This is a genomic window from Pseudomonas sp. B21-054 (assembly GCF_026016345.1).
In the GTDB taxonomy this organism is placed as follows: Bacteria; Pseudomonadota; Gammaproteobacteria; order Pseudomonadales; family Pseudomonadaceae; genus Aquipseudomonas.
In genome coordinates, this window is record NZ_CP087204.1 from 167,487 (window position 1) to 180,569 (window position 13,083).

At 60.2% G+C, this 13,083-nt stretch carries 12 protein-coding genes; 10 read left to right on the forward strand and 2 right to left on the reverse strand.

Annotated elements, in window-relative coordinates; translation table 11 throughout:
• Positions 1-75 precede the first annotated feature (75 nt).
• A complete protein-coding gene (dibA, locus tag LOY70_RS00810; RefSeq protein WP_265032509.1) occupies positions 76-1,983 on the forward strand; it encodes a phosphodiesterase DibA in 1,908 nt (635 codons plus the stop codon).
• Positions 1,984-2,125: 142 nt separating this feature from the next.
• Here dibA and LOY70_RS00815 read toward each other — a convergent pair whose 3' ends face one another.
• Positions 2,126-2,506 carry a DUF6124 family protein gene (locus LOY70_RS00815; protein WP_265032510.1) on the reverse strand — a complete coding sequence of 127 codons (381 nt, stop codon included), beginning with the start codon at positions 2,504-2,506 and terminating at the stop codon, positions 2,126-2,128.
• Between the two features lie 480 nt (positions 2,507-2,986).
• On the opposite strand from LOY70_RS00815, the gene oscA reads away from it, so the two are divergent.
• The 8 genes from oscA (at position 2,987) to LOY70_RS00855 (ending at position 11,555) form a co-directional block, all read left to right on the forward strand.
• On the forward strand, positions 2,987-3,169 hold the full coding sequence (oscA, locus tag LOY70_RS00820; RefSeq protein WP_003186967.1) for a sulfur starvation response protein OscA: 183 nt from the start codon (positions 2,987-2,989) through the stop codon (positions 3,167-3,169).
• A 137-nt stretch (positions 3,170-3,306) separates the two neighbouring features.
• A complete protein-coding gene (locus LOY70_RS00825) occupies positions 3,307-4,320 on the forward strand; it encodes a sulfate ABC transporter substrate-binding protein (protein WP_123344679.1) in 1,014 nt (337 codons plus the stop codon).
• Between the two features lie 183 nt (positions 4,321-4,503).
• The gene (gene cysT / locus LOY70_RS00830; RefSeq protein ID WP_013692011.1) at positions 4,504-5,322 is read left to right on the forward strand and encodes a sulfate ABC transporter permease subunit CysT; all 819 of its coding nucleotides are present in this window, start codon (positions 4,504-4,506) and stop codon (positions 5,320-5,322) included.
• 12 nt (positions 5,323-5,334) lie between these two features.
• Complete coding sequence (gene cysW / locus LOY70_RS00835) at positions 5,335-6,204, forward strand: sulfate ABC transporter permease subunit CysW (RefSeq protein ID WP_192264286.1); 870 nt, start codon at positions 5,335-5,337, stop codon at positions 6,202-6,204.
• A gap of 3 nt (positions 6,205-6,207) precedes the next feature.
• Positions 6,208-7,197 carry a sulfate/molybdate ABC transporter ATP-binding protein gene (locus LOY70_RS00840; protein WP_025211192.1) on the forward strand — a complete coding sequence of 330 codons (990 nt, stop codon included), beginning with the start codon at positions 6,208-6,210 and terminating at the stop codon, positions 7,195-7,197.
• A gap of 286 nt (positions 7,198-7,483) precedes the next feature.
• On the forward strand, positions 7,484-8,848 hold the full coding sequence (locus LOY70_RS00845; RefSeq protein ID WP_265032511.1) for a cytochrome C: 1,365 nt from the start codon (positions 7,484-7,486) through the stop codon (positions 8,846-8,848).
• Entirely contained in the window at positions 8,845-9,357 is a 513-nt protein-coding gene (locus LOY70_RS00850; protein WP_123344682.1) for a sorbitol dehydrogenase, read from the forward strand. The genes LOY70_RS00845 and LOY70_RS00850 overlap by 4 nt, the downstream gene beginning before the upstream one ends.
• The gene (locus LOY70_RS00855; RefSeq protein ID WP_265032512.1) at positions 9,354-11,555 is read left to right on the forward strand and encodes a GMC oxidoreductase; all 2,202 of its coding nucleotides are present in this window, start codon (positions 9,354-9,356) and stop codon (positions 11,553-11,555) included. Before LOY70_RS00850 ends, LOY70_RS00855 begins: the two co-directional genes overlap by 4 nt.
• Positions 11,556-11,697: 142 nt before the next feature.
• Here LOY70_RS00855 and LOY70_RS00860 read toward each other — a convergent pair whose 3' ends face one another.
• Positions 11,698-12,222 carry a DUF962 domain-containing protein gene (locus tag LOY70_RS00860; RefSeq protein ID WP_265032513.1) on the reverse strand — a complete coding sequence of 175 codons (525 nt, stop codon included), beginning with the start codon at positions 12,220-12,222 and terminating at the stop codon, positions 11,698-11,700.
• An 87-nt stretch (positions 12,223-12,309) separates the two neighbouring features.
• Between LOY70_RS00860 and LOY70_RS00865 the strand changes: the two genes are divergently transcribed.
• Positions 12,310-12,996, forward strand: a complete 687-nt coding sequence (locus LOY70_RS00865) for a Crp/Fnr family transcriptional regulator (protein WP_265032514.1) — start codon at positions 12,310-12,312, stop codon at positions 12,994-12,996.
• Positions 12,997-13,083: the final 87 nt, after the last annotated feature.

The window sequence follows — 13,083 nt, forward strand, 5'->3', positions numbered from 1 at the left end:
GGCCTTTCAGATAAGAGTGGCAGGATGTTTCTTCCTCTATAATTCCAGACTCTTCGTAGGGACATGGATGGCCGAATGACTGCCTACCACCGCACTGCTTTGCGCTCAGCGCTGCTTTATCTCTTGCTGTCAGTCATCTGGCTGCAGTTGGTTGGTTATTTATTGAGCAGTTTCTTCGATCAATCCGCTGACCGGCTTCACTGGCAACTGATTAACGGTTATGCCTGGGTCCTGGTCAGCGCTGGGCTGATTTTCCTGGCTCGGGTACGTGTGTCCCGGTTTTTCGGCAAGGGCGAGCACAAGGTGGATCGCGAACGCCTGCGCCAGGCGGCCGCCGTCTTTGATTGCACCCGCGAAGGTGTACTGGTGACGGACCGCAACGGTTTGATCGTGCACGTCAATCGGGCCTTCATGACCATCACCGGTTACGTTCGGGACGAAGTGCTGGGCCGGCGACCCAATCTGTTCAAGTCGGGTCGCCATGGGCCGGATTTCTATCGTGACATGTTTGCTTCCCTGGCCAGCGCTGGCGAGTGGAGCGGTGAGATCTGGAACCGGCGTAAAAGCGGCGAAATCTACCCTCAATGGCAAACAATCCGCGTCATTTACGACGACAGTGGCCAGATCAGCCATTACGTCGCGGTGTTTTCCGACATCAGTGCGATCAAGGATTCGCAACACGAATTGGCACACCTGGCCCATCACGATCCATTGACCGGCCTGCCCAATCGGCTGTTGTTTTCCGATCGTACGGAACAAGCCCTGGCGTCGGCGCAACTTCACAAGCGTAGCTGCGCGCTGCTGCTGGTGGACCTGGATCATTTCAAAAATATCAACGACAGCCTGGGGCACAACGTCGGCGATGAGTTGCTCAAGGGTGTGTCGAAGCGGTTTCGCGGGCTCTTTGCGCCGGGCGTGACCCTGGCTCGGCTGGGCGGCGATGAATTTGCCGTGCTGGTGGAAAACTGTTCGCAGCCCGGGCAGGCGGCGGTCCTGGCCCGGCGGATTCTCGACGCACTGAAGGAGCCGTTGCGGATCGATCAGCAGTCCCTGTTCATCAATGCCAGCATCGGCATCAGCCTGTTCCCCGGCGATGCCCTCAACGCCGGGCAGTTGCTGCGCAACGCCGATTCGGCGTTGTTCAAGGCCAAGAGCGCCGGGCGTGATGGTTACGCGCTGTACACCGAGGAGCTTACCGCCCACGCTCAGCAACGGGTCGAGATTGCCTCCGAACTGCGCCGCGCCCTTGAGCAGCAGGAATTGCGGGTGCATTACCAACCGGTGCACGACCTGGCGACCAGCCGTGTGATCGGGGTCGAGGCGCTGGTGCGGTGGCAGCATCCCAAGCGTGGGTTGGTGTCGCCGGCCGAGTTCATTCCTATCGCCGAGCGCACCGGGCTGATCGCCCAGATCGATGCCTGGGTCATGGACCAGGCCTGTCGGCAGATGTGTCAATGGCAACAGGCCGGCGTGGCGTTGTCGTTCGTCGCGGTCAACGTCTCCAGCCGGTTGTTCGCCCATCGCGAGTTATACGAGCAGGTCGCCCGGGTGCTGCACGACACGGGCCTGGACCCGGCCTGCCTGGAGCTGGAAGTGACCGAAAGCGCGGTCATGGAGGATCCGGAAGTGGCGCTGGAGCAGATGCATCGCCTGCGGGAACTGGGTGTGCGGCTGGCGATCGACGATTTCGGCACGGGGTATTCGTCGCTGTTGCGTCTCAAGCGCTTGCCGGTGCAGAAGCTCAAGATCGATCAGGGTTTTGTCGCGGGGTTGCCGTGGGATGAGGATGACGCGGCGATCGTCCGGGTGATCATCGCCCTGGCCCGCAGCATGGGCATGCAAGTGCATGCCGAGGGCATCGAGCAGCGTGAGCAAGCGGCATTCCTGCTGGAACAGGCTTGTGAGCTCGGGCAGGGCTACTGGTTTGGCCGGCCGGTGGCGGCGGCGCAGTTGGATTGGGACTGCGCGCCGGTCATTGCTTGATCGTCGGTGGCATTGATGTTGACTGATACTCCGCTATCGCGAGCAAGCTCGCTCCCACAGTGGATTGGAGTTGAACCTGAAAAACCCTGTGGGAGCGAGCTTGCTCGCGATGGCGTCAGCTCAGCCTGCATCAATGCCAGCGTTACCCCTTGGCATCAGGCGCCGCCATCCCCTTGGTTTCCAGATCATCCAACGCCCGCTCGACCAACAACTGAACCCCATCGGCCATGCGACTGATCGCCAGGGCCACGCAGCGGCGTGAGTCGTCGACGTCGTCAGCCAGGTCGGCGGCGATGGTGCTGATGGACAGCAGGTCTTCGGAGGCGTTGGCCAGCAGGGTTTCGGTGTCGATGTGGGGGGAGACGATGAAGAGCTGGTTTTTGTCAGGTTCGGGCGGGGAGGGTTGGGGTTTGAGGTAGTAGTCGAGGGCGCGGGTGGCGGCGTCTTCGAGCTTTTTTTCTTCCTGCGCTTGGACACGGGATTTGTGGCCGTTTTGCGGAGGATTAGGTGAAGGCTTGACCATATTTATGTACCAGAGTTGGGGTTGCCATCCTTTCGCTTGCATTCGAAGAGGTGGCAACTGTGCGTAGGTGTGCAAGACCGGTCCGGTACCGCCGGCAGACCCGAAGGCCTCCCACGCACAATCGCCATAACGGACGCGAGCATAAAAAAATGCTCGGTCAATAGCCATAACCAATTGCGTACCAAAACCGGACTTGCACGTCCGTGTCACCGTTTTTTGCGATGACGAACAAAGGTTAGCGGCGCCCCAGAACGCTGCCTAGTTCATGAACAGCCCGGCGTTTCGAAGGAAATATCCGAGAGCCTGGCAGGGAAAAAGGCTCGCAAACACACCCGCCGTAGGACACCGAGCGCTCGATGTTTTTTTGGTTATATAAAAATTCTTAAATAGTCTTTTTAAGAATATCCGCGCTTATCTACTATTGCTCCACGCCGCAAGCAGTGCCGCCCACTGCCAGGCATTCATTCAAGGAGCAGCAGCATGAGCGCATCCCTACGTAGCGTTGACGGCCAGGACGAAGCAACCATCTTGCGGGAGATCCAGAGCGCGTTGCGCGATCTTCGCTTTGGGGCAGTGGAAATCACCGTGCACAACGCCCAGGTGGTCCAGATCGAACGCAAGGAAAAATTCCGCTTGCAGCAGCCGAGCCATAAACCGTCTTGAAAAGCAAAAGATCGCAGCCTTCGGCAGCTCCTACGGGGGGCTAGGTGTAGGCGCTGCCGAAGGCTGCGATCTTTTTTCTACAAGCCAAACGAATTTCCAGAAGCCATAAGAACATCAGAATTCCAGGAGCTTTCACCATGTCGTCCATTCGTCGTTATGCCCTGGCCGCGCTGGCCAGTGCTGTTTTTGCAGGTTCCGCTGTCGCCAAGGATTACGAGCTGCTCAACGTGTCCTACGACCCGACGCGCGAGCTGTATCAGGATTACAACGCCGAATTCGCCAGTTTCTGGAAGAAAGCGCACCCGGACGACAGCGTGAAGATCCAGCAATCCCACGGTGGTTCGGGCAAGCAAGGCCGGGCGGTGATCGATGGTCTGCGGGCCGATGTGGTGACCCTGGCCCTGGCCGGCGACATCGATGAAATCGCCAAGCTGGGCAAGTCCCTGCCGCTGGATTGGCAAACACGCCTGCCGGATGCCAGCACGCCTTACACGTCCACCATCGTGTTCCTGGTGCGCAAGGGCAATCCCAAGGGCATCAAGGACTGGGGCGACCTGATCAAGAATGATGTGTCGGTCATCACCCCGAACCCGAAAACTTCCGGCGGTGCGCGCTGGAACTTCCTCGCGGCCTGGGCTTATGGCCTGAAGGCCAATGGCGGTGACGAAGCCAAGGCCAAGGAATACGTGCAAGCGCTGTTCAAGCACGTGCCGATCCTCGACACCGGCGCCCGTGGCTCGACCATTACCTTCGTCAACAACGGTCAGGGCGACGTGTTGCTGGCCTGGGAAAACGAAGCCTTCCTGGCGCTGAAGGAAGATGGCGGCGCCGACAAGTTCGACATCGTCGTGCCGTCGCTGTCGATCCTCGCCGAACCGCCGGTGGCGGTGGTGGACAAGAACGCCGAGAAAAAAGGCAACGCCGAGATCGCCGAAGCCTATCTCAAGCACTTGTACAGCCCGGCGGGCCAGGAAATCGCCGCGAAAAACTTCTATCGTCCACGTGATAAGGACGTCGCCGCCAAGTACTCGCGCCAGTTTCCGAAACTGGACCTGGTGACCATCGACAAGGATTTCGGCGGCTGGAAAACCGCCCAACCGAAATTCTTCAACGATGGCGGCGTGTTCGACCAGATCTATCAGGCGCAGTAAGCTGAAGCAGGCTCAAACAAGCCAAAGATAAAGCCGTACACAGAACTGTGGCGAGGGGATTTATCCCCGTTGGGGCGCGCAGCGGCCCTAAACTTCGATTGCAGATAACACTTGGGGCTGCTGCGCAGCCCAACGGGGATAAATCCCCTCGCCACAGTTTCATGTGTTCAACCAAGGACTTCTATGTCGCGTCGCATATCCCCCGTCATACCCGGCTTCGGGCTGACGCTGGGCTACACCCTGGTGTACCTCAGTCTGATTGTGCTCATACCCCTGGCGGCGATGTTCGTGCATGCCGCCCAACTCACCTGGGAGCAGTTCTGGGCGATCATCTCGGCGCCACGGGTGCTGGCGGCCTTGAAGCTCAGTTTCGGCACCGCGCTGTACGCCGCGATCATCAACGGCGTGATCGGCACGCTGCTGGCCTGGGTGTTGGTGCGCTACACCTTCCCCGGCCGCAAGATCATCGACGCGATGATCGACCTGCCGTTCGCCCTGCCCACCGCCGTGGCCGGTATTGCCTTGACGGCGTTGTACGCGCCGACCGGCCTGGTGGGCCAGTTCGCCACTGACCTGGGCTTCAAGATCGCCTATACCCCGCTGGGCATCACCCTGGCGCTGACCTTCGTGACGCTGCCGTTCGTGGTGCGCACGGTGCAGCCGGTGCTGGCCGATATTCCCCGTGAAGTCGAAGAAGCCGCCGCCTGCCTCGGTGCCAAGCCGTGGCAGGTGTTCCGCCACATCCTGGTGCCGGCGTTGCTGCCGGCCTGGTTGACCGGTTTCGCCCTGGCCTTTGCCCGTGGTGTGGGCGAGTACGGTTCGGTGATTTTCATCGCCGGCAACATGCCGATGAAAACCGAGATCCTGCCGCTGCTGATCATGGTCAAGCTCGACCAATACGACTACACCGGCGCCACCTCCATCGGCGTGTTGATGCTGGTGGTTTCCTTCGTCCTGTTGCTGCTGATCAACCTGCTGCAGCGGCGCATCGAAACCCCATAAGGAGGCGCGAACATGTCCCAATCGTCTATTTCCGCAGCCTCCACCAACGCCGCCCGTCGCGGCAGTGCGACGTCGCGTCGCGTGCTGATCGGCCTCGGCTGGCTGATTTTTGCGCTGTTTTTGCTGTTACCACTGTTCATCGTGGTGTCCCAGGGGCTGAAGTCCGGCCTGGGGGCATTCTTTACCGCGATCTTCGAACCCGACGCGTTGTCGGCGCTGAAGCTCACGGTGATCGCCGTGCTGATCTCGGTGCCGCTGAACCTGGTGTTCGGCGTCAGTGCCGCGTGGTGCGTGAGCAAATATTCATTCCGTGGCAAGAGCATGCTGGTGACGCTGATCGACCTGCCGTTCTCGGTGTCGCCGGTGATCGCGGGTCTGGTCTACGTGCTGATGTTCGGCGCCCAGGGCCTGTTCGGGCCGTGGCTGTCGGATCACGACATCCAGATCGTGTTCGCGCTGCCGGGCATCGTCCTGGCGACCATTTTCGTCACGGTGCCGTTCGTGGCCCGTGAGCTGATCCCACTGATGCAGGAACAAGGCACCCAGGAAGAAGAGGCCGCGCGCCTGCTGGGCGCCAATGGCTGGCAGATGTTCTGGCATGTCACCGTGCCGAACATCAAGTGGGGCCTGATCTATGGCGTGGTGCTGTGTACCGCCCGGGCCATGGGCGAGTTCGGCGCGGTGTCGGTGGTGTCCGGGCACATTCGCGGGGTGACCAACACCCTGCCGCTGCACGTCGAGATCCTCTACAACGAATACAACCACGTGGCCGCGTTCGCTGTGGCGAGCCTGTTGCTGATCCTGGCGCTCTTCATCCTGCTGCTCAAGCAGTGGAGCGAAAACCGAATCAACCGCCTGCGCGCCAGCGCCGCGGAGGAATAAGTCATGTCGATCGAAGTTCGTAACGTCAGCAAGAATTTCAACGCCTTCAGGGCCCTGGACGACATCAGCCTGGACATCCAGAGCGGTGAACTGGTCGCACTGCTGGGTCCGTCGGGTTGCGGCAAGACCACGCTGCTGCGGATCATCGCCGGCCTCGAAACCCCGGACCATGGCAACATCGTGTTCCACGGCGAGGACGTTTCCGGCCACGACGTGCGTGATCGCAACGTCGGTTTCGTGTTCCAGCACTACGCCTTGTTCCGCCACATGACGGTGTTCGACAACGTCGCTTTCGGCCTGCGCATGAAGCCCAAGAATCAGCGCCCGAACGAAAGCCAGATCGCGACCAAGGTCCACGAACTGCTGAACATGGTGCAGCTGGACTGGCTCGCCGACCGCTACCCCGAGCAGCTGTCCGGCGGCCAGCGCCAGCGTATCGCCCTGGCCCGTGCATTGGCGGTGGAGCCCAAGGTGTTGCTGCTGGACGAACCCTTCGGTGCCCTCGACGCCAAGGTCCGCAAGGAGCTGCGCCGCTGGCTGGCGCGGCTGCACGAGGACATCAACCTGACCTCGGTGTTCGTGACCCACGACCAGGAAGAGGCCATGGAAGTCGCCGATCGGATCGTGGTGATGAACAAGGGCGTGATCGAGCAGATCGGCTCGCCGGGTGATGTCTACGAAAACCCGGCCAGTGATTTCGTGTACCACTTCCTCGGCGACTCGAATCGCCTGCACTTGGGTGAGGATCGGCACGTGCTGTTCCGCCCTCACGAAGTCTCGCTGTCGCGCTCGGAGCTGGAAGACCACCACGCCGCCGAAGTGCGCGACATCCGCCCGCTGGGCGCCACCACCCGGGTGACCCTGAAAGTGGAAGGCCAGAGTGAACTGATTGAAGCCGAAGTGGTGAAGGATCACGACAGCCTGGTGGGCCTGGCGAAAGGGGAGACGTTGTTCTTCAAGCCCAAGGTCTGGCAGAAAGTCGCCAACCTTTAGGATCAAAAGCATCGCGAGCAAGCTCGCTCCCACAGTAGAGCTTCGGTGAACACATAATTTGTGAACATCTGGAGATCCACTGTGGGAGCGAGCTTGCTCGCGATGGCGCCCTCACTGACACCCCGAGCCGAATCCGAATAACACCGCCCGACCTTGCTTCGATTGGTTCTACTCCAACACCTTTTCCCCTCTCAAACCCTACCTAGACTCTGAGTTGCCAGGAGGCAGTAAGAGTCTAATGACGGACCGGTGTTATCTCCTGGCGCCTGATGCCAAGGAGATGAGTATGAGAATGGAAGTCAGTCGGCACGGCCCATTTGGCTGTGCCTTGATAAGCGTTTTATTGAGCCCCTCCATCAGCGCCACCCCCTCGTTGTCGCCGCAGATACCTTTCGATGTCACGGTTACCGGCGAGCATCCCACTCTGGTCAGTCTTCAGCGCGATTTCGATGACCTGTCATGGCAGACCTTCATCGCCTTGAGCTGGCCGGCGCTGGATAACGGTGAGCCGAATACCGGCACGCCTATCGGCAAGCAGGATGGCGCCACCGTGTGGGAAAGCTGGAAAGAGAGCTACCAGATTTTCCGCGCCAAGGGCCAGGCTCCGTTGCCCTGGAACGCATCGGCGACCCTCCCTGAAGCGTGCAAGTCGCTCAAGCCCGGTCGCCTGTTGCAGCAGATGGGCAAGGTTCCCGATGTGCTGGATGAGTTTATCCAACCCTTCGAGAGCGGTCCGTTGGTGGACCAGAACGGCACCTACACGCGCAACGAAATCGTGGTTAACCAATCGATGTTCAACGGCATCGTCGACAACGGCCTGTACAGCATCGAAGGCCAGCAGAAGTTCTTCGCCGCCAACCCGAACAACACTGTGGCCTTCAGTTGCGGCTCCACCGAGACCAAACAGGTCGGCGCGGTGATGGTCAAGGCGTCGTGGAAAGTGCTGGGCCCCAACGACAACCGCCAGGATTTCCACACTGTCGATGCACTGGTCTACACCCCGGGCAACAACGACCCGAGCCATGGGCCGATTGTCGAGGAGTCGTGTGTGTCCGAGCCGGTCGGGTTGGTGGGATTGCACATGGTCCATAAGACCGCCAGCGCGGCGCAGTGGGTCTGGTCAACCTTTGAGCATGTCAAAAACGTGCCGGAAAAAACCACGCCTGTGGCCCAGCGGACGGGGCCTTATCTGTTCTACAACGCAGCCAGCAAAAGCGACATCAACCAGCCGCCGCCACGGCCATGGAACCCGGCGGTCAAGGCGACTCCCTCGCAGATCGTGCGGGAAGTGCCGCTGACCGACGCCACCAAGGCCCTGAACAGCACCTATCAGGCGCTGTTGCGTACGGTGAACCCACAGAGCGTCTGGGCGAACTATCAACTGATCAGTACTCAGTGGCCGTCAGATCCGCCCAAGAACTGCCAGGTATCGGCTGCCAACCCGCTGGGCAGTCCCGCCCCCTCGTTCCTCGCCAACGCCACGCTGGAAACCTACATCCAGGGCACCGTGCCCCAAGGGTCTTCCAGTTGCATGGCGTGTCACGGCAATGCCGCCACCCATGTCACCGAATCTCCGCGTACCAGCTTCGCGGACTTCACCTATTTGCTCGAACGCGCACAGTCCACCAGTGGACAAGGAGCCAAGCAATGAGCAGCAATCTGGATAATTTCGTAGGCCTGTCGTCGGCCCTGATTGGCATCTCGGCGGATCGTTTGGCACCACAGATCGACCCGGTCGGTTTGCCGCCGATTTTTCTCGATTACATCACTGCGCGAATCCCTTCCGCGGTGCTCAACACGCTGTTGACTCAATACGCCACGCTGGTGGCTGACCAGGTACCGCCCGACCAGATCGCCGAGCAGATACTGAAGTTCAACATGCAACCGACGATTCCAGACACCGTGCTGGCAGCGCGCTCGATCATGAAGCTCTGGTTGTTGGGCGTCTGGTATCAACCGTTCGATATGGCACCTTTCAAGAAAGATGATTCGGCGGTGGTGTCCGATCAGGCCTACATCCACAGCTGGGCCTGGAAAATCGCCCAGGCCCACCCGATGGGCTACAGCGAATCGTTTTTTGGGTATTGGAAAAGCGCGCCCTCCAGCCTTGAAGATTTGACCGGCGTATCCGCCAACGGACAGCAAGGAGCGTTGTCATGAGTACCGAACAAGCCGAAGTGGTGATCGTTGGCGCAGGTCTGGCCGGTAGCATCATTGCCTATCAGTTGGGCATGGCCGGTATTGATGTACTAGTACTCGAATCGGGGCCGGAGATACCGGTCAATCGTGCTCAGTATCTGGAGCGTTTCTATACCGCGACGCTGAAAACCCCTGAGTCACCCTATCCCCCGAGTACGACGCTAGACCGACACCTCACCGGGCCGGCCAAACTGAACGCTCCGCGCGCGACCATTGCCGATCTGCTCGATGACAACTGGAACAATCCGCAGGTCAGCTACTTGGTGCAAAAGGGCCCGCTGCCCTTCACGAGTACTTATGAACGAGTAGGTGGCGGCACGACATGGCATTGGGTCGGAACCTGTCTGCGCATGGTGCCGAACGATTTTCGTTTGAGGTCGAAATATGGCGTCGGGGTGGACTGGCCGATTGGTTATGACGATCTGCAAAGCGCCTACTGCCGGGCGGAAGCGGAAATCGGGGTGTCGGCCAACGTCGCTGACCAAGCCTATCTGGGGATGACCTTTCCTGAGGGTTATGCGTTCCCGATGCGCAGCATTCCGTTATCCCTGGTCGATGGCAGCTTTGTCACCGCCGTCACGGGGCAGACGTTCGATAATTTGCCGCTGGTGGTCAGCCCTACGCCGGCCGGGCGCAACTCTGAGCCTTATGCCGGGCGCCGGGTATGCGCCGGTAACACCAACTGCACGCCGATCTGCCCGATCCAGGCCAAGTACGACGCCACCGTGACCATGAACAAGGCGTTGAACACTGGCAAGGTCCGAGTGCTTTATCGGACCGTGGCCAGCAAGGTAACCGTTGGCGTCGACGGCAACGTCAATGGCATCGAGTTCATGCAGTATCAGTTGGAAGACGGTCCCAATACTGGAACAGGCGTGGCCGTTGCACAGCGCTATGTGATCGCCGCCCATGCGATCGAAACACCGAAACTGTTGCTCAACTCCAAGACTGACGTTTGGTCCAAGGGCGTCGCCAACAGCAGCGGCCAGGTAGGCCGCAGCCTGGCTGACCATCCCATTTATCTGGCCTGGGGGCTGATGCCCGAGGGCAAGGCGATTTTTCCTTATCGGGGACCGCTATCGACGGCTGGCATTGAAAGCCTGCGCGACGGCGCCTTTCGCAGCGACCGCGCGGCTTGGCGTATCGAGATTGGCAACGAAGGTTGGAACTGGCCTGCCGGTGACCCCTACACCACAGTGGCTGACTTTATCGACGGGACGAACGTTGGGAAGACCAACCCGAGTAACACATTGCTATCGGGAACGGCGCTGGTGCGCAAGCTCAACGACGTCTTCACCCGCCAGTTCCGGATTGGCTTTTTAGTGGAGCAGGTGGAGGAGGATCCCGATCACTCCGACAGCTATATCCAGCCCTCGACGGATAACCTCACGGATGGGCTCGGCATTGTTCGGCCGGAAATCCACTACAACCTCTCCCCGTACACCATGAAAGGTTTCCAGCAGGCGAAAATATTGGCGACGCATATCATCGAGGATTTGCTCGGTGCCCAGGAACTGACGGACATCATCGGGCCTGGATGCTTCACTTACGATGAGGTGCCCTACAGCTTCCAGGGCGCCGGTCACCTGATGGGGACTTACCGCATGGGCGATGACCCCAAAAAGTCGGTCGTGGATAAATACCAGCGCAGTTGGGACCACAAGAATCTGTTCCTGGTGGGCGATGGCGTCTTCCCCAGCACGGGCACCTCGAACCCGAGCCTGACGATTGCGGCGCTGTCGTTCCAGGCTGGGGATACCGTGGCCAATGACTTGAAGGCGGTGACGATGCAAGTCCAGGCCAATAAAACTTGGCAGGGCACCGGTGTGCAGGTCAACGGGCTGGTGCCGCGCCTGGTGCGCTACGTCAGTGGGTTATGGTGTGCCAGCCCGCAAGGCGGCAATGTGGATGGGAACGGCGGCTCGCGGCACATCGATTACGCCAGCTATGCGTTGCCCGGTGCAGCCGAAGGCGCCTTGATTGGCCGTGTGGGCAACGGTGGAGCGCCGTTCCTGGTCGGTGACCTGGGGCAGGTTCCTGCCAGCGAGCAAGGCGAGCTGCAACTGTGCATCAACGATGACCTGACTGGGCAATACGGAGCAGGCTTGAGCGATAACACCGGTGCGCTGACGGTGCGGATCGAGTTCGGCACCCTGTAACGCCTGAGCGGTAGGGCCTAACTCCTGTGGGAGCGAGCTTGCTCGCGATAGCGGTGGGTCAGTCGACACGGATGTGTCTGGCCGAGCGCAATCGCGAGCAAGCTCGCTCCCACAGAGGGGCCGGCGAGTATGACGTTGTTTTTCACGCCGCCGAACGTTGGTTGCGCAAGGCTACCGGTCCTGCGCGTTCTTCAATGGCTCGCTTCAGATCGCTCCTGAGCCCCAGCAGGAAACCCGCTTCCACCACCACGAACAACGGCCCGACAATCAACCCGGCGAGGTCATCGACGAACGCCGGCTTGCGGCCTTCGTAATAGTGACCGACGAACTGGATCACCCAGCCCAGCACAAACATCCCCAGGCCACTGCCCAGCCACACCGTCGTGCTTTGCGCGGCCAGTGTCTGGCCCAGCCATACCGCCAGGCCCAGCAGCACCGTCATCAGCACACCCAGGCGCACTTCCAGGCGCAGATAGAACCAGGCACTGGCCACGGCCACCAGCAACGCCGGCGATACCAGCACCGCGCCCACTGGCCAGCCGGGCCGTGACAGCAGCACGGCGACGGCGACGACAATCAGCGGAATACCGATGAAATGACTGGCGATGTTGCGCGGATCACGGTGGTACGCGGCATATTGACTGAGATGATCGACGAGGCTTTTCATTGTTGTTCCTCCTGAGGTGATGCCTGCATGATGCCCAGGTTCCACACGATGTTCTGTCAGCTAGCCGACACTTGTCCCGGAGTTTCCATGAACGCGCATCCCTGGCACTCGCACCTGATGGCCGGTCACTGGTACAGCCATTTGCCTGCTGAGTTACAGAATAGTCTGCTGGCGATGTCGCGGGTGCGCCGCCTACCGCCGGGCCATGGGCTGTTCAAGCGCGGCGATCCGCCTTGCGGCCTGTATGCTGTGCTGGAAGGCGCGGTACGGGTAGGCGCGGTGAACGAGCAGGGCAAGGAGGCACTGCTGAGTATGATCGAAGCGCCCCACTGGTTCGGTGAAATCTGCCTGTTCGATGGCCAGCCACGGACCCATGATGCGATCGTGGTGGGTCAATGTACGTTGCTGCATGTGCCGCAGGCGCCGTTGCTGGCCTTCCTGGAAGCGCAGCCGATCTACTGGCGGCATCTGGCATTGTTGATGAGTCACAAACTGCGCCTGACCTTCATCAACCTTGAGCAATTGAGCCTGATGCCCGCCCCGGCCCGGGTGGCCCACCGCTTGCTGCAGATCGCCGAAGGCTACGGCGAAATCGAACCGGCGCGCCGGCTCTTGCAACTGCCCCAGGAGCAATTGGCCCTGATGCTCTCGCTGTCCCGCCAGACCACCAACCAGATCCTCAAGGACTTGCAGGCCCAGGGCATTCTCCACCTCGGTTATGGCGAGATCGAAATCCTCGACATTGAGCGGTTGCGCGGGTTGACCATGATCTGAATCTGACCTGGGCCCTGTGGATACGCTACACTCGCGTTAAATTTGAATTAAATGCAGTGCATTTGATGCTTGTAAGAAATTTTGCAC